Source organism: Megasphaera paucivorans, from assembly GCF_900103535.1.
Taxonomy (GTDB): Bacteria; Bacillota; Negativicutes; order Veillonellales; family Megasphaeraceae; genus Megasphaera_A; species Megasphaera_A paucivorans.
In genome coordinates this window covers 16,327-34,159 of the sequence record NZ_FNHQ01000012.1, presented here as the reverse complement: position 1 = coordinate 34,159, position 17,833 = coordinate 16,327, and the positions used below count along the sequence as shown (strand labels likewise).

The window sequence follows — 17,833 nt, the reverse complement described above, 5'->3', positions numbered from 1 at the left end:
ATGAATTTCAATCTTTTAAATATCGGGTTTGGAAATATGGTTATGGCGAATAAGGTAGTTGCTATTATTAGTCCCGAATCGGCACCGATAAAACGAATGGTGCAGGAAGCGAGAGAACATAATATGCTGATAGATGCAACCTTTGGCCGCAAAACCCGTTCCGTCCTGATGATGGATAATGGGCAAATTATTTTATCAGCTATTCAGCCGGAAACAATTTCGCATCGTATTCTTACCGTTGGGAATGAAAATGAAGCACTATACAATGATGATGAAGAAAGGAAGTAATGGCATGAACGATCCCGGATTACTCATCGTTGTCTCAGGGCCTTCGGGAGCCGGAAAAGGAACAATTTGCAATGCGTTGAGAAAACGTTTTCCGAACATTTATTATTCTATTTCCATGACGACCAGAGAGCCGCGTAATGGTGAAGTAGATGGAATTAATTATTTTTTTACGGACAATTTACATTTTGAAGAATTGATCCGTATCGATTCTTTTTTAGAATATGCTCAGGTATATGAGCACTATTACGGAACACCGAAAGAATACGTGTTTAATATGTTGCAGCAGGGAAAGAATGTTATGCTGGAAATTGACATTCAAGGTGCAATGCAGATAAAAAATAAATATCCTAAGGCAGTGTTTATTTATGTTATCCCACCGTCCCTGGATGTGTTGACTAACCGTCTGAAGAGCCGTCATACCGATTCGGCAAATGTTATTGCTCGGCGATTGGCAAAAGTGAAAGATGAATTAGAATGGTTATCGGAGTATGAATATGTAGTTATTAATGATGAATTGGAATTGGCAGTTGAACGTGCGGCGGCAATTATCGTGGCGGAACAGTGCAAGGTTTCCCGCAATCATCATTTGATAACTTCCATTCATGCACAATTTAAAGATTAGGAGTGATATGTTATGTTAATAAAACCGACCTTGGAATCTCTAATGAAAAAAGTGGACAGTAAATATACATTGGTGACATTGGCAGCTAAACGAGCTCGTGAGTTAAATGAAGGAGATGCACCGCTCGTAGATACAAAATCTGAAAAGGTCGTATCTATTGCCATGGAAGAAATTGACGAAGGTAAAATTACGTATGAAGCCCCGAAAAGCGGCATTAAATAAAAGCTGGTGATTCCGATGTTATTAAATAATAAGAAGGTTATTCTCGCTGTTTGTGGTGGTATTGCTGCATTTAAGGCTGCTGAAATTGCCAGTTTATTATGTAAACGTGGTGCGGAAGTCAAGTGTATCATGACCGAAAATGCGGCAAAATTTATTACTCCGTTGACTTTACGTGAAATAACGGGTAATCCTGTTACTGTTTCTATGTGGAACGAAGTAACTAATTGGCATGTGGAACATATAGCACTGGCGTCTTGGGCCGATGTATTTGTCATCGCACCGGCTACGGCTAATTGCATAGGAAAAATTGCCGGAGGTATTGCTGACGACATGCTTACTACTACGGTGATGGCTACCAAGGCGCCTGTTGTTATTGCGCCGGCTATGAATACAAATATGTATTTGAATCCGATTGTTCAAAACAATATGGAAAAGTTAAAACAATACGATTATTCTATTATGACACCTGATGCAGGACTTTTAGCTTGTGGTGTTACCGGTATAGGACGCCTTCCTCAACCTAGTGCTATTGTTGATTATATTGAAATGAAGGCTTGCTGTACTGCCCAGTTAAAAGGGAAAAAAGTAATTGTAACTGCTGGTGGAACGCGGGAAGCAATCGATCCGGTACGATTTATTGGAAACCATTCCAGCGGACGCATGGGATTTGCTATTGCCAAAGCCGCGGTATTGGCAGGCGCTGATGTAACATTAATAAGCGGAGTTACAAATTTGGAAACACCGTTAGGGGTAAAGCGCATTGATGTTGTCAGTACAAGAGACATGAAACAAGCTGTAGATTCATTATATGATGATGCAGATGTTGTTATAAAAGCGGCAGCTGTCGCCGATTACCGGGTTCAAACCCCGGCCAAAGATAAAATAAAAAAATCAGAAGATACGTTGATCTTATCAATGGAGAAAAATCCGGATATATTGTATGGGTTGGGACAGCGTAAAAAAAATCAGATACTTGTCGGGTTTGCTGCGGAAACGACACATGTGATTCAATATGGAACAGAGAAATTAAAGAAAAAAAATCTGGATATGCTTGTTGCGAATGATGTAAGTGCGGCAGGTGCCGGTTTCAAGGTAAACACAAATGTTGCAACATTGCTGTTTCCTGATGGAACAAACGAAAAGTTTGATATAATGGATAAATTTGACCTAGCTGCTATTATTATTGATCGAGTTACAAAAATAATCAATAAATCTTAAGAAAAGGGCTTGCAATATTAGCTTATATCATTTAAAATAATTAATTGAAACGAATATTGCCATCAAGAGACGACGGAGGGATTGGCCCGATGATGCCGCAGCAACCTTTCAGATAATGAAGACGGTGCTAAATCCAACAGTGCAAACTGGAAGATGGGTATGAAAATAACCCCTCTTTTACAGAGGGATTTTTTTTTAGGAGGAAAATAATAATGACAAAAAATCACGAATTTTTTACATCTGAATCTGTCACAGAAGGTCATCCTGATAAAATGGCCGACCAAATTTCAGATAGCATTCTTGATGCTATTTTGGAAAAAGATAAAAATGCCCGCGTTGCTTGTGAAACTTTGGTAACAACAGGAATGGTACATGTTGTTGGGGAAATTTCAACTACTTGCTATGTCGACATTCCACATATTGTAAGAGAAACAGTTCGCAGTATTGGGTATACACGAGCTAAATACGGTTTTGATTGTGATACCTGCGGCGTATTGGTTTCACTTGATGAACAGTCACCGGATATTGCTATGGGTGTCGATGAAGCAAAAGAAGTAAAAGATGGTGACAGCGATGCATTTGATGCCATTGGAGCCGGCGATCAAGGGATGATGTTTGGATATGCTACTAATGAAACAGATGACTATATGCCGCTGCCGATTTCTCTGGCACATCGTTTAGCCCGCCGGCTGGCCAAAGTCCGCAAAGATGGTACGCTGCCGTATCTTCGTCCCGACGGTAAAACGCAAGTCACTGTCGAATATGATAATGGCCGGCCTGTGCGCATTGATACGATTGTAATTTCTGCACAGCATAGTCCTGAAGTTACACGGGAACAAATTGAAAAAGATTTATTGGAATATGTTATAAAACCGGAATTATCAGAGGGTTTGTTTGATGATAAAACAAAATTGTTTATTAATCCGACGGGCCGGTTTGTTATCGGTGGGCCGCAAGGGGATTCAGGACTTACAGGACGTAAGATTATTGTCGATACGTATGGCGGTATGGCTCGACATGGCGGCGGTGCGTTTTCGGGTAAAGATCCTACGAAAGTGGACCGTTCAGCGGCCTATGCAGCTCGTTATGTAGCCAAAAATGTTGTTGCGGCCGGATTAGCTGATAAATGTGAAATCCAGCTTGCGTATGCTATTGGTGTTGCTAATCCCGTATCTATTCATGTGGAAACGTTTGATACAGGCAAAGTTGAAAATGATGTGATCGAAACTCTTATAAAAAAATATTTTGATCTTCGTCCAGCCGGTATTATTGAAATGCTCGATTTACAGCGTCCCATATACAAACAAACAGCTGCATACGGCCATTTTGGCCGTAATGACTTGGATCTTCCGTGGGAAAAAACGGATAAGGCAGAAATACTTCGGAAAGAAGCAGGTTTACACTAGTATAAAGTTTGTTTATTTTGCGTTATAATATAGGTGCGCATAAATTATCAAAGGGAGACATTTATGTCTCTCTTTTTCTTTGATAGGAGTATATAATTATGATTGCAGAAGTAATCATCAATATAACCGCTAAAAGGCTGCAAAAGACATTTTCCTATATTGTTCCTGAAGAGCTTTTTGTCCGTGTGGGTACACGTGTATTAGTTCCTTTTGGCCATCGCAGGGAAGAAGGAGTTATCGTAGCTCTTCATCCAGCCGATTCTGTACAACATGATTATGTATTAAAACCGATTAGTTCTGTCTTGTCAGTGCAGACCGGATTTCAAGAAGAAATGATTGCTACTGCTTTGTGGATCAGTGACTATTATTTATGCAGCATGTCCGATTCGCTGCGGTTATTTATGATTGAAAAAAAGGGAATTGTTGCCCATACATACGTTACTGTGGAAAATAGAGATATGCTTTTGCAGCTGAATGGAAAAAACATATGGGAATATCTTGAAAATAAAAAGAATGAAGAGAAAAAAATATTATGCAATCAGTTTGGACAAGCGTTTATTGAAAAACTTATTGAAAAGCATGCTTTGAAAGAAGAAAAACAGTTACAAAATAAAATTGCCGATAAAACAGAAAAGTGGTTGTATTTTGTAGATGATGACTGCCAATCCATATTAAAAAACCGTAAGAAGCAAATGCACTTGTTAGCAGAATTAAAGGAAAACGGACCGGCTCCCCTTTCCTTTTGGATCCAAAAGGGTTATAGCCGTGATATTATACAGCATTTGGTTCAGACGAAACTGGCTGCTATTGATATTAGATTAAAGCAGACTGTAGATTTAACAGAAAAAGAGGCGGCCGATAAACCGTGGCAGCTTACACCCGAACAGGAACATGCGGTTACTGTAATTAAAAATGATACAAAGGGAAGCACCTATGTCCTGCATGGCGTTACAGGCAGTGGGAAAACTGAAATATATATGGACTTAGCCGAACAAGTCATTGCACGCGGCAGGCAAGTCATTGTTCTTGTACCTGAAATAGCACTGACGGGACAAATTGTACGAAGATTTATACGTCGTTTTGGGAATGATATCGTTGTTATGCATAGCCAATTATCTAAGGGAGAACGTCAAAACAATTGGCTTCGTATGCAAAAAGAGGAAAGTCACATTTGCATTGGTGCCAGATCTGCAGTGTTTACCGCTGTCTCCAATCTTGGCCTTGTTATCGTAGATGAAGCACATGACAGTTCTTATAAACAAGATGAGACTCCACGCTATCACGCTGTTGCTGTTGCTCGCAAGAGAGCTTCGTATTACCGGTGTCCTGTCATTTTGGGAAGTGCCACTCCCTCGTTGGATTCTTATTACAGAGCCCAGAAAGGGGAGTATGTACTTTTGGAATTAAGCCGGAGAGTTCAAAACAAACCACTTCCTGATGTCAGGGTTGTAGATATGCGGGAAGAATTAGCCCGAGGGAATAGAAGTGTTATTTCCGATGCACTGGCCACGCTGTTGGATCAAACTCTGGCATGCAGGCAGCAGGCCATTATTTTATTGAATAGACGTGGATTTTCTACTTTCGTAATGTGCCGTAAATGTGGATATGTTGTAAAATGTAAGACCTGTGATGTTGCCATGGTATATCATAAAAGCCAGCATAATCTGCGGTGTCACTATTGTGATACGGAGATACCGGTTCCTGTTGTTTGTCCTTCTTGCGGCAGCAAATATATTAAGTTTTTTGGCACCGGAACGGAAAAAGTAGAAGAGCAGCTGCATGACAGGTATCCGCAAGCCCGTATTATCCGCCTTGATCAAGATACAACGGGCAGAAAGAACAGCGGCGATAAAATTATTGAAGCATTTCGACGACATGAGTATGATATCCTTTTAGGTACACAAATGGTTGCTAAAGGACATGATTTTCCAGAAGTGAGTGCTGTAGGTATTTTATCTGCTGATAGTTTGTTAAACCTGCCGGTGTATTGGGCGGGGGAACGTACCTTTCAGCTTTTAACTCAAGCAGCCGGCCGGTCGGGAAGAGGGAATGTGCCCGGACATGTCGTTATGCAAACGTACGCGCCGGAACATTATGTGATACAATGCAGTAAATATCAAGATTATAAGTCTTTTTACGAAAAAGAAATTTCATATCGACAGGAGTTATTATATCCGCCATTTCATCAAATCGTTAAAATTACTGTCACCTATGAGGACGAATCGTTTATGTGGAAGGCCGGGAATCGGATATTTGATTTGCTGGCCGCGTGGAGATTGCGGTATGATCAGAACATTGAAATTATCGGTCCGTATGTTGATACGATAAAAAAAATTCGTAATAAATTCCGTATTATCGTCCTGATCAAAGGGGCTGATTTAGTAAAAATAAAAAAATACATAAAAGAAGAGGCAGAATTTCATAAAACTGGTATAATAATAGATGTAGATCCAAGCATTTAATATGAGGTGAATTTTTAATGGCTATACTTAAAATTGTAAAGGCGGGAGCTCCTATTTTAAAAGGAACAGCTCAGCCGGTTGAAACGATTACGAAACAAACTAAAAAGTTATTGGATGACATGGCGGAAACAATGTATGCTGCCGAAGGTGTAGGCCTTGCTGCTCCCCAGGTAAATGTACCGCAGCAGCTGATTGTATTAGATGGCGGCAATGGTTTGATCGAACTTATCAATCCCGAAATAATTGAAACATCCAAAGAAATGGAAATTGGCAGTGAAGGATGTTTAAGTGTTCCCGGATATTATGGTGAAGTGGAACGATACAGTAAAATCAAAGTAAAATCTCTGAATCGCCGGGGAAAAGTCGTATATTTTAATCCGGAAGGTTTTCTAGCACGTATATTTCAACATGAAATTGATCATTTAACGGGTGTTTTATTTATTGAAAAAGCAGATAATTTACGATTAGTGGAGGAATAAGTGAAAAATATGAGAATCGTTTTCATGGGAACTCCGGCATTTGCAGTACCTTCTTTAAAGGCTGTTTATGATCAAGGCTATGATATCGCGGCTGTTGTAACACAGCCGGACAAAGAGAGAGGAAGAGGAAAACGAATTTCCTTTTCTCCAGTTAAAGAATGTGCGGAAGCGTTGAAAATTCCGGTATTGCAGCCAAGTACGATGCATGACGAAACAATACTTGCACAATTGCGGAATTTACGGCCGGAGGTTATTATTGTTATTGCGTATGGTAAGATACTTCCCAAGAAGGTGTTGGATATTCCACCATTTGGCTGTCTCAATATACATGGCTCGTTATTGCCTAAATATAGAGGAGCGGCTCCTATCCAACGAGCTATATACGAGGGTGCTCAAACCAGCGGCATTACGATTATGATGCTCGATGAAGGCATGGATACGGGAAAAATATTGAAAAAATGCGAAATTTCCTTGGATGTAAAAGAAACAACAGGAACATTATTTGAAAAATTATCTAAAATTGGGTCACAAGCATTAGTTGAAGTTTTACATGATTTGAAAAATTATGAAGCGCATGCCGTAGCACAATGTCATGCAGAGGCGACGTATGCTGACAAAATTACCAAGGAAATGGCAGAAATAAATTGGGCGGATGAAGCAGCACATATTGAATGCCTGATTCGTGCATTCGATCCGCAGCCCGGAGCGTATTGCATGTATCAAGGAAAGCGCTTGAAGATATGGAAGGCTGATGTTGTATCTGGAGGAGACGGGATACCAGGAACCATCCTTGAAGTAACAAAGCAATATTTCACTGTACAAACAGGAAGTAACGCATTACAGATATATGAAGTACAGCCAGAAAGCCGTAAACGGTTAGCAGCGGCCCAATTTTTACAAGGGTGTGTATTGATTCCAGGACAAGTATTGCAGAGGTAAAATTTGTGAATTCATATCGATCTTACGCTATATTTTTATATACGGCCGGGACAGCTACGGCATGCATCGCAGCTGTCCTGTTTTTATGCTGGAAAGTTCTTGAACCAGGATTATATATATACATCCCTATATTGCAGCCTGTTATAGGAATTATATTGTTCTTTGCGGCAACTTGCTGCATTGTTTTGTATGGATTGCTTTGGATAGCGGCATATACCCATTTTTTGCAAGGCAAAAGATTAAATCATGTGTTTAATCTATATTTGCGTATCGTTTATCCATTAGCTAAATTGCTTGCGTCGAATAAAAAAAATGTAAACGAAGCGTATATTTCATTTCTTAATCATTTAGTCCTTCGCTGCCATTTTTCCATACCGCCTCATCATGTACTTATATTAGCACCTCACTGCCTGCAGTGGGATCAATGTCCGCATAAAATAACAAGAAATATCAATAACTGTCATATGTGCGGCAAGTGTTCCATTGGAAAAATTCGAGAATTGGCAGAAAAAAGAAATATGCATTTTTCTGTAGCTACAGGAGGGACTCTTGCTCGGCAAATAGTACGTGAATATCGCCCGCAGGCAATTGTTGCCATTGCCTGTGAACGAGATTTGATCAGCGGCATGCAGGACGTCTCACCATTGCCTGTATTAGGCTTATTAAATGAACGTCCCTATGGTCCTTGCTTCAATACAACTGTCGACGTAGAAAAGTTAGATAAATTATTAGATATCATTACAGGGAGAAAATCATGAATGTACGCGAATTAGCCTGCCAAAGTTTATTTACTGTTTGTCAGGACAAAGGATATAGTAATATTATTGTATCACAAACGTTGCAGAAATATAAATTAGTTGATCGGGATCGCCGATTTTACACAGAACTTGTCTATGGTACACTACGTCATTTGAATTATTTGGATTGGATTATTACGGCAGTAAGCACACGTAAAATAATAAAATTAGATCCTATTTGCCTGGTCATTTTGCGGATGGGATTATATCAAATTTTTTGTCTTACAAAAGTTCCTGAATCGGCAGCTTGTAATGAGTCTGTAAAATTGGCAACTCGCTTTGGCAATAAAGGAATGGCAAAATTCGTTAACGGAATTTTGCGAAATGGTATTCGCCGCCGTATGGAGTTTAATATTCCGACATTGGAGGAAAATACGATTTTACATCTTTCTTTGACATATCATCAGCAGCAATGGCTGATAAAAAAATGGATTGCTGATTATGGTACAGAGGAAACAGTTGCATTATGCCGTTATTTTGAAACGATTCCTCGTCTTTGTATTCGGGCAAATACTACGAAAATCTCCCGAGACGAATTATTGCATAATCTGCAGCAGCGGGATATGGATGCTGAGATTGCACCATATGCACCGGAGGGCATTTATTTAAACACGATTCCTTCTATACACGATATTCCCGAATTACAGCAAGGGCTGGCTTTTATTCAAGATGAATCATCTATGTTGGTGGCCCATGTCCTAGATCCTAAGCCTAACGAGGTAATATTTGATGTTTGCGCTGCTCCCGGCGGTAAGACCACGCATATTGCTTCACTGGCAGGAGATACGTCCATTGTATATGGATGCGATATTTATGATCATAAATTGCAGCTTATAGAAAAGAATGCCCAACATCTGGGCCTTTCCAATGTTCGTGTGTTACTCCAAGATGCCGCAACAATTGGTGAAATATATGCTGATCGTGCAGATCGCGTATTAGTAGATGCTCCTTGTTCTGGATTAGGTGTTTTGAAGCGGAAGCTGGATTTGCGGTGGCGTAAAAAACCGATGGATTTAAAAAGACTGCCCGAACTGCAGCTAACTATGTTAGAAAGTGCTTCAAAGTGTGTAAAACCGGGAGGTATTCTTGTTTACAGCACCTGTACGATGAATGATGATGAAAATGTTCATGTTGTAGAAGCTTTTTTAAAACGGCATCCTGAATTTAAGCCGGAAAAGGCTTCTGATTATTGCAGTATTTACAAAGAAGGATCATATATACAATTACTGCCGCAAATTGATAATTTGGATGGATTTTTTATTGCACGATTACGAAGAGGAGAATAAATATGGTCAATGTTTTTGATATGACAAAGCTTCAGTTGGAAGAATTTTTAGAAACGTATAATATTAAGAAATTCAGGGCTTCACAAATATTTCAATATATTTATAAACAAGGAATTACGGATTGGGACGATATGATTCTCCTGCCAAAAAAAGACAGGGAATTACTTCAGGAGAAAGCTCCTATATATTTTCCTGAAGTAATGGATAGATTGGAATCCAGTGATGGAAGAACTGTAAAATTATTGCTGCGTATGGCCGATGGCAATACGGTAGAATCTGTAATGATGAAGCATGATTACGGAAATTCCATCTGTGTTTCCACACAAGTGGGTTGTTCTGTAAAGTGTGTATTTTGTGCATCTGCTAAAAATGGATTTATACGAAATTTAACTGCCGGAGAAATGATAGTTCAACTTTTAGCATTTAAAAAGCAGGTAACTCCGGAGCTCCATTCATTGGTTCTCATGGGAACAGGGGAACCTTTATTGAATTATGAAAATGTTCTTCGGTTTTTGCACATGATTCATGAAAAAGAAACATTTTATATGGGATATCGAAACATTACCCTGTCAACTGCGGGTATTGTTCCTCGCATGTATGATTTAGCCGAAGAAGGAATCCCGATTACATTGGCAGTTTCACTGCATGCACCTACAACAGACATACGGAAAGAACTGATGCCCATTGCCAACACCTATCCGCTGGAAGAAGTAATAATGGCTGCCGATAATTATTTTGTGAAAACGGGACGTAAAGTTACGTATGAATACATTCTTGTGAAAAATGTAAACTGTAGTATTGCGTGTGCTGAAATGCTCACACGTATCATGAAAGGAAAAAATATTCTTATCAATATCATTCCCATCAACGATAATTATGATGTCGGATTACGCAAACCGAGCCAGATGGAGATAAATCGTTTCTTTTCTTATTTACAAAAGCAGGGATTAAATGTTACACTACGGAAAGAGATGGGAAGTCAAATACAAGCCGCCTGTGGTCAATTGCGCATAAAGCGTGAAAATATTTGACATATGCAGATGAATATGATTGAATTGTGTATGTAAAGCAGTGCCGCGAAAGGACGTGGGGATTTGGGCATATACGGTGAATCCAAAATTGGATTGGTGCGAAAAGTAAATGAAGATTCGTTTTATATCAGCCAAGAGCAGGATGTTTTTGTCGTTGCCGATGGTATGGGTGGATATGTCGGTGGAGAAATTGCCAGCAGCACGGCTGTAGAAGCTATTGCTTACTATTTTCAGAATTATACGCATGTCTCACCAGTTCAGTTGGAAAAAGCTGTTCAATATGCAAATTCCTGTATATTAAGCAAGGCGATGATAGAACCTTCTTTAAAAGGAATGGGAACAACTGTATCTTTGCTTACTATTGCAGACCATAAAGCGAACTGGGCTCACGTAGGAGATAGCCGTATTTACGTTTTGCGGAACAATCAACTGACTCAAATCACTGTTGATCATTCAATTGTAGAAGTGTTATTGGATGAAGGAAAAATAACTAAAGAAGAAGCAGAACATCATCCCAAAAAGAATATTTTGACCCGGGCCGTTGGAGTAGATCGTAATCTTAAAGTTGACACGGGTTCTTTTGATATTTTCCCTGGGGATCGTATATTACTATGCACGGATGGATTAAATTCGTTTGTTAGTAAAGATGACTTACAAAAAGCATTGCAAGAGTATTCCCGCAAAGAACGAGATATTATAAATGATTTGTTTGAACGCGTTTATGTAAATGGCGCGAATGATAATGTAACAGCTATTTTGGTTACTATTTGATATAATTTTCAGAACATATACATGGTGGAGAATCCAAATGATTGGTCATATATTAGATAATCGATATAAAATATTGGAAAAAGTCGGTTCTGGCGGTATGGCATGTGTTTACAAAGCACAAGATATTTTATTGGATCGGATAGTCGCGGTCAAAATCCTTCATGAAAAACTTGGGAATGATCATGATTTTCTGGTTCGTTTTCGTCAGGAGGCACAGGCAGCTGCCAAATTATCGCATCCTAATATAGTAAATATATATGATGTCGGATATGATGAAAATGTTCATTACATAGTGATGGAATATATTCGCGGAGAGACTCTGAAGGAATTTATTGAAAAACACGGACATCTTCCTATCAATAACGCCATACAAATCACGTTTGATATTGGTGAGGCTTTAGAACATGCACATAGTAATGGCATTATTCATTGTGATATAAAACCGCATAATATATTAGTTACTGAATCAGGCCATATTAAAGTTGCTGATTTTGGAATTGCCAGAGCTGTTAATTCTACAACCGCGAATGCCAAAGATGGCTCTATTCTTGGCTCAGTTCATTACTTTTCACCGGAACAGGCCAGCGGCGGAAAAATTGATGAGCGTACAGATATCTATTCCTTAGGCGTCGTCATGTATGAAATGATGACAGGTGTCGTACCTTTTCATGGGGATACAGCCATTACTGTTGCCCTTCAACATGTACAAGATGAAATACCGCTTCCCAGTAAATATAATCGCCGTATTCCGCAATTGGTGGAGCGGTGTATTTTAAAGGCAATGGCTAAAAACCCAGACGACCGTTTTCAATCTGTAAGTGAAATGATGGCGGAAATGCGATTGGCTCAGGGATTTGTCAATCCTAATAAAGGTGCTTTGCCGATTATTAAAAACAATTTCAATACACAGAAAATTCAACCTGTAAAAATAAAAGAACCAAATAAAGCTAACGTTTTTACCCGCATCATGGATAACATTAGCAATCATTCCAAAAAGTCTATTATTATGGCCATGCTTGGGGTTTTTGTCGTCGCTTTTCTATGGGCATTTTTTTCTTTTGGCAATTTTTGGAGTACGGAGGAAATAACCGTTCCTGATGTAACTGGAAAACAGGTGGAAATCGCTAAACAAATATTGACAAAGAAAAATTTAAATGTCTCTATTAAAGAAATGGATAATTCTGATGTTCCTATTGGACAGGTCATCACACAAACCCCGACTGGAGGGAGCGTTGTAAAAGCCAAACGGACTATTTATCTTACAGTCAGTAAGGGACATGATGGTTCGGAGGTGCTTATTCCTGATTTACGGGGATTAACTTTGGATGAGGCAAAGTTGAAATTAAAAGACATAGGATTATCCATTGGACATGTTGTTCACTCAAGCAGCAGCAAATATAAAGAAGGAACAATTATGAGCCAGAGTCCCTCTTCGCCTAAAAAAGTACCTAAGGATACATCTATCGATGTTGTTGTATGTGAAAATTCTGAGACAAAAGATCAGCAGTCATCGGCACCCAATGTTATTGGCATGCCGTTGGATGCTGCCGTAAAAGCATTGGAAAGCGCCGGGTATTCTGCTGGTACAATTGCTAATATCGACAATAGCAAAGATACCAATCAAGCACAAGTTACGATGCAGTCGGCAGATGGCAGTAATCCCAATGTAATCAATTTGAACGTAGAATATAACAAAACTACGGCAGATGATAAGAATAATAATCAAGAGGCTCCCGGAACGACTCATACAGGGACCGTTAATATCAGTGTGCCTGCTGGAGCCTCCAGCCAGCATGTACAAATTATCGTAAGCGATGATAATGGATCACATGTTGTTTATGATCGTAATCAATCAGGTGGCGACAGTATCACTAAAAATATCAGTGGTACCGGTAAAACACGAGTACGTGTTTATATAAACAATTCTTTGGTTCAGGACAAATATATTTAGGAGGATTATGATCAAAGGAAAGGTAATCAAAAATTACAACGGCTATTATTATATCGATTTAGACTTGCCGGAATCTTTAGTAGAATGCCGGCGCCGTGGTAAATTGAAACAAAAAATACTTGTTGGTGATGAAGTAGAAATAACAGTACTGGATAATCATACCGGTGTTATCGAGCAATTACTGCCGCGACGCAACGAAATTCGTCGTCCGGGACTTGCAAACATTGATCAAATGGTTGTTATCATGGCAGCACAATCACCGGCACCTAACCGCTTTTTAGTGGATAAAATGCTGATGACCTGTGAGTATGCAGGAATTCACCCGCATTTATGCTTGAATAAGTGCGATTTAGATAGAACCATAGCAGTAGCATATCGAGATTTTTACGAATCCTGTGGGTATAAAACATTGATCGTATCTGCTCAAACGGGTGAAGGAATGGATGAACTATTATCACTTTTACCACATAAGATGACGGCATTTGCCGGTCCCTCTGGAGTGGGAAAATCCAGCCTTTTATCTCGTATTTTGGGACGAAACGACTTGACTATCGGATGTGTGAGCAGTAAAATACAACGCGGCAGACATACGACAAGACATTCAGAAATAATGAAGCTTGATTATAAAACCTATGTAGTGGATACACCTGGTTTTAGCTCATTGGAATTTGAGCATTTAGACCCTAAGGAATTATTTTGTCTCTTTCCGGATATGATTCCTTATTTCGGTAATTGCCGATTCTCCTCTTGTCTGCACCGCACCGAGCCGGATTGTTCGGTTACACGTGCTGTTGCTGAAGGAAAGATAAAAAAGGAACGATATGAAACCTATTGCAAAGTTCTGACAACGATATTGGAAAGGAAGCGATAATACGTATGATTAAGATTGGTCCTTCCCTTTTGTCCGCAGATTTTTCAAAACTATCTGAGGAAATAAAGGATATAGAACAAAGTGGGGCAGATTTTCTGCATTTAGATTTGATGGATGGGCATTTTGTCCCTAATTTAACGTTTGGAATCCCTGTTATTGAAAAATTGCGCAAGTGTTCAGATTTACCTTTTGATGCCCATTTAATGGTAGAACATCCGGAAAACTATATTGAAGGTTTGGCAAAAGCAGGTGTTTCTTATGTTACTGTACATCAGGAAGCATGCATACATTTAGACCGCGTACTGCATCAAATTAAAGAAGCGGGAATGAAATGCGGAGTGGCTCTGAATCCAGCTACCCCCGTATCTTCTTTGAAAAACATAGCATCATTTCTCGATATGGTATTAATCATGAGTGTAAATCCGGGTTTTGGCGGACAGAAATTTATTTCTTATACAACCGATAAGATAAAAGAGGCCTGTCATATGCTGGCGAGTGCAGAAAATACACATGCCGTTGTTGAAGTGGATGGCGGAATAAATTCGGAAACGGCAAAATTGGCAGTTGGAGCGGGCGCCGTGTTTCTAGTAGCCGGCAGTGCAGTTTTTGGCGCGGACGACAGAAAAACAGCAATAGCTGCACTGCGGTGAAGAGTATATGACTGATTTATGTATAAATATTGCATTTGGTTTCTTTTTATGATACCATAATAAAGGAATTACAAGAGAATATAGATATAGTCTTTGAGGCAAGGTGCGAAAGTGTTACTTTCAATTCCTGACCGGCGGTAAAAGTCCGCTAACCTCGTCATGAGGTTGAATCGATGCAATTTCGATACCGACAGTATAGTCTGGATGGGAAAAGACAGCAGATATCTTTTTTTGTTGCGCTGAAAAGGCTATTGGTGTTTTTACCGATAGTCTTTTACTATTTATAAATGGAAAGGAATGAATCGATTGGAACCCATAGAGTATATGCAAAAAGCCCTTTCCCTGGCAAAATTGGCAGCCGGATATACATCACCCAACCCGGCCGTTGGTTGTGTTATCGTTAAAAACGGGCATATAATCGGCACGGGATATCATCATAAAGCAGGGACTCCTCATGCCGAAGTATGGGCTTTGAAAGAAGCAGGAGAAGAAGCCAAGGGAAGTACCGTATATGTTACACTTGAACCATGTGCGCACTATGGACGCACTCCGCCGTGTGCTAAAACATTAGTAGAAAAAGGCGTAGCCAAAGTTGTCATTGCCATGTTGGATCCGAATCCACTGGTAGCCGGCAAGGGAGCCGCTATTTTGCGTACTGCGGGAATACAAGTGGAAGTTGGTCTTTTGTCTAAAGAAGCAGCTAAGATTAACGAAGCATTTATTAAATGGATGCTTGTGGAAAAACCATTTATTGCCGCTAAATTAGCCGAAAGCTTGGATGGAAAAATTGCTACACGTACGGGAAATTCTCAATGGATTACAAACCATTGGGCACGCAGCTACGGACATTATCTCCGTTCTGTGTACGACGGCATTTTAGTAGGTATTGGGACGATTCTAGCCGATAATCCTATGTTGACATGCCGTATTGATCGGGAGGCGCAGGAACGGCCGCATCAACCTGCACGAATTATTCTTGATTCCCAGGGACGTATCCCCTTGCAGGCTCGTGTTGTTACTGACCAGACGACCTCAACTATTGTTGTAACGACAGCAGCTTGCTTGCCGGCAAAACGTATTTCTTTAGAGAACGCGGGAGTTACTGTACTTGAAGTTCCTATGAATAAAGAGAAACAAGTTGATTTATCGGCAGCGATGGAAAGTTTGGGAGAACACGGAATACATAGTATTCTGATTGAAGGAGGCGCTGCTGTACAAGGAAGTTTTTTTGACGCTCGTCTGATTGATAAAATTTATGCATTTATTGGAAATAAGGTGTTAGGTGGGATGCAGTCTCTGCCAGCGGTAGCCGGTGTTGGGGTTGCTTCTCTTGATCAATGCATGTCTCTGGTTTTTGAATCGGTACAGGTAAGAGAAAATAATATACTGATTGAGGCCTATAATGCAGAAAGGAAGGGCGCCTATGTTCACTGGCATCATTGAAGAAATTGGAACGATTGGCTCTTTAGATCGCAGGGCTGATTCTATTCGTTTGACCATCCAGGCAAAAAAAGTTCTTGAAGGGACGCAAATAGGGGACAGCATAGCAGTCAATGGAGTTTGTTTAACGGTTACTATGCTGACTAACAGCGGATTTACGGCAGATGTTATGCATGAAACTATGATGCGTTCGTCTTTGCGGGACAGCAAGAGCGGTTCAAAAGTAAATTTAGAGCGTGCACTCCAAGTAGGCAGCCGGTTAGGCGGGCATATTGTGAGCGGCCATATTGATGGGATAGGACATATTAACCGTATTACAGCTGATGGGATTGCTCGTATTATTGCTGTTGCGATTCCAGTAGATATGGTACCTTTTATTGTTGAGAAGGGTTCTATTGCAATAGACGGTATTAGTTTAACCGTGGCTTCTGTTTATTCAGACTACTTTACCGTTTCTGTCATTCCTCATACAATGGAAAACACAATATTGCTTACGAAACGCGTGGGGACTGTTGTTAACCTCGAGACTGACATGATTGGCAAATACGTTTATAACTTTACTGCAGATTATACATCTTCAAGTACAAAAAAATTAACACTGCAGCATTTATTGGAAAATGGTTTTTGATTTATTTATTAGAGGAGAGTGCTATGATGGAAATGTTAAAAGAAGGTAATTTATTAGGTTCTGGCTTAAAATTCGGTATTGTTGCAGCTCGTTTCAACGAATTTATAACAAGCAAGCTTTTAGGCGGTGCATATGATGCACTATCTCGACATGGCGTAGATAAAGAAAATATTACAACTGCATGGGTGCCCGGCGCGTTTGAAATTCCACTGATTGCACAGAAAATGGCGGAATCAGAAAAATTTGATGCAGTTATTTGTCTGGGTGCTGTTATTCGTGGAGCTACCACTCATTATGATTTGGTTTGTGGAGAAGCAGCCAAGGGAATTGCTCAAGTTTCATTAAAGACAGGAGTTCCGGTTATGTTTGGCGTCATTACGACCGAAAATATTGAACAAGCTGTCGAACGCGCGGGTACTAAAGCTGGAAATAAAGGTTTTGATGTTGCGGTCAGCGCTATTGAAATGGTCAATCTTATAAAAGAATTAGAAAAATAATGTATAATAGATAAAAAGAGACCGGGAACTTCGTAGTGCCCCATAAAGTTAGACCGAAACGAAGCAGCATGTTTACTTGCTGCTTCGTTTTTTATTTTGCGGCATGATATAACCGGTAAGTAATCGGACTCAGACAACCCAGTTTTGCCGTGATTCTGTGAGGAGTATTGTCTAAGCAAATTTCTTTTCGAGACATACTTTGAAATATTCGATTATCTTTTAGTTTGAATGATCCTCAGAGATGGTTGACGATCCTTGCCTGTGTTTCTCGCTTC

The 17,833-nt window shown here is 39.8% G+C and carries 18 protein-coding genes and 2 riboswitches; all 18 genes read left to right on the top strand.

The features are described 5' to 3' along the window. The 18 genes from remA to ribH all read left to right on the top strand — a co-directional run bounded on the left by remA (window position 1) and on the right by ribH (window position 17,558). Entirely contained in the window at window positions 1–288 is a 288-nt protein-coding gene (gene remA, locus BLR11_RS06845) for an extracellular matrix/biofilm regulator RemA (RefSeq protein WP_091649984.1), read from the top strand. A 4-nt stretch (window positions 289–292) separates the two neighbouring features. Further along, complete coding sequence (gene gmk, locus BLR11_RS06840; protein WP_091649852.1) at window positions 293–910, top strand: guanylate kinase; 618 nt, start codon at window positions 293–295, stop codon at window positions 908–910. A 12-nt stretch (window positions 911–922) separates the two neighbouring features. Continuing rightward, window positions 923–1,132: a DNA-directed RNA polymerase subunit omega gene (gene rpoZ / locus BLR11_RS06835; RefSeq protein ID WP_091649850.1), complete on the top strand. Its 210-nt coding sequence runs from the start codon at window positions 923–925 to the stop codon at window positions 1,130–1,132. Between the two features lie 15 nt (window positions 1,133–1,147). Continuing rightward, a complete protein-coding gene (gene coaBC, locus BLR11_RS06830) occupies window positions 1,148–2,350 on the top strand; it encodes a bifunctional phosphopantothenoylcysteine decarboxylase/phosphopantothenate--cysteine ligase CoaBC (protein WP_091649847.1) in 1,203 nt (400 codons plus the stop codon). Between the two features lie 56 nt (window positions 2,351–2,406). After that, window positions 2,407–2,510: riboswitch (SAM riboswitch) on the top strand. A 52-nt stretch (window positions 2,511–2,562) separates the two neighbouring features. Beyond that, window positions 2,563–3,756 (top strand): methionine adenosyltransferase, encoded by a 1,194-nt coding sequence (gene metK / locus BLR11_RS06825; RefSeq protein WP_091649844.1) that lies wholly within the window; start codon window positions 2,563–2,565, stop codon window positions 3,754–3,756. A gap of 98 nt (window positions 3,757–3,854) precedes the next feature. Beyond that, window positions 3,855–6,218 carry a primosomal protein N' gene (priA, locus tag BLR11_RS06820; protein ID WP_091649840.1) on the top strand — a complete coding sequence of 788 codons (2,364 nt, stop codon included), beginning with the start codon at window positions 3,855–3,857 and terminating at the stop codon, window positions 6,216–6,218. 17 nt (window positions 6,219–6,235) lie between these two features. Further along, entirely contained in the window at window positions 6,236–6,697 is a 462-nt protein-coding gene (gene def, locus BLR11_RS06815; RefSeq protein ID WP_091649837.1) for a peptide deformylase, read from the top strand. Between the two features lie 9 nt (window positions 6,698–6,706). Beyond that, window positions 6,707–7,636, top strand: a complete 930-nt coding sequence (gene fmt, locus BLR11_RS06810) for a methionyl-tRNA formyltransferase (RefSeq protein WP_342707190.1) — start codon at window positions 6,707–6,709, stop codon at window positions 7,634–7,636. Between the two features lie 5 nt (window positions 7,637–7,641). Next, a complete protein-coding gene (locus tag BLR11_RS06805; RefSeq protein WP_176762899.1) occupies window positions 7,642–8,394 on the top strand; it encodes a DUF116 domain-containing protein in 753 nt (250 codons plus the stop codon). After that, on the top strand, window positions 8,391–9,719 hold the full coding sequence (gene rsmB, locus BLR11_RS06800; RefSeq protein WP_091649829.1) for a 16S rRNA (cytosine(967)-C(5))-methyltransferase RsmB: 1,329 nt from the start codon (window positions 8,391–8,393) through the stop codon (window positions 9,717–9,719). Before BLR11_RS06805 ends, rsmB begins: the two co-directional genes overlap by 4 nt. Window positions 9,720–9,721: 2 nt before the next feature. Continuing rightward, window positions 9,722–10,750, top strand: coding sequence for a dual-specificity RNA methyltransferase RlmN (rlmN, locus tag BLR11_RS06795; protein ID WP_091649826.1), 1,029 nt, complete (start codon window positions 9,722–9,724; stop codon window positions 10,748–10,750). A 63-nt stretch (window positions 10,751–10,813) separates the two neighbouring features. Beyond that, complete coding sequence (locus BLR11_RS06790; RefSeq protein WP_091649823.1) at window positions 10,814–11,521, top strand: Stp1/IreP family PP2C-type Ser/Thr phosphatase; 708 nt, start codon at window positions 10,814–10,816, stop codon at window positions 11,519–11,521. A 37-nt stretch (window positions 11,522–11,558) separates the two neighbouring features. Then, window positions 11,559–13,472 carry a Stk1 family PASTA domain-containing Ser/Thr kinase gene (gene pknB, locus BLR11_RS06785; RefSeq protein WP_091649821.1) on the top strand — a complete coding sequence of 638 codons (1,914 nt, stop codon included), beginning with the start codon at window positions 11,559–11,561 and terminating at the stop codon, window positions 13,470–13,472. A 7-nt stretch (window positions 13,473–13,479) separates the two neighbouring features. After that, the gene (gene rsgA / locus BLR11_RS06780) at window positions 13,480–14,343 is read left to right on the top strand and encodes a ribosome small subunit-dependent GTPase A (RefSeq protein ID WP_091649818.1); all 864 of its coding nucleotides are present in this window, start codon (window positions 13,480–13,482) and stop codon (window positions 14,341–14,343) included. Between the two features lie 5 nt (window positions 14,344–14,348). Continuing rightward, window positions 14,349–14,993, top strand: coding sequence for a ribulose-phosphate 3-epimerase (gene rpe, locus BLR11_RS06775; protein ID WP_091649816.1), 645 nt, complete (start codon window positions 14,349–14,351; stop codon window positions 14,991–14,993). A gap of 85 nt (window positions 14,994–15,078) precedes the next feature. Beyond that, window positions 15,079–15,213, top strand: a riboswitch (FMN riboswitch). Window positions 15,214–15,299: 86 nt separating this feature from the next. Continuing rightward, window positions 15,300–16,436, top strand: coding sequence for a bifunctional diaminohydroxyphosphoribosylaminopyrimidine deaminase/5-amino-6-(5-phosphoribosylamino)uracil reductase RibD (ribD, locus tag BLR11_RS06770; RefSeq protein ID WP_091649981.1), 1,137 nt, complete (start codon window positions 15,300–15,302; stop codon window positions 16,434–16,436). Beyond that, window positions 16,417–17,061, top strand: a complete 645-nt coding sequence (locus tag BLR11_RS06765; protein ID WP_091649813.1) for a riboflavin synthase — start codon at window positions 16,417–16,419, stop codon at window positions 17,059–17,061. Before ribD ends, BLR11_RS06765 begins: the two co-directional genes overlap by 20 nt. 26 nt (window positions 17,062–17,087) lie before the next feature. Then, window positions 17,088–17,558 carry a 6,7-dimethyl-8-ribityllumazine synthase gene (gene ribH / locus BLR11_RS06760; protein WP_091649812.1) on the top strand — a complete coding sequence of 157 codons (471 nt, stop codon included), beginning with the start codon at window positions 17,088–17,090 and terminating at the stop codon, window positions 17,556–17,558. The last annotated feature ends 275 nt before the right edge of the window (window positions 17,559–17,833 follow it).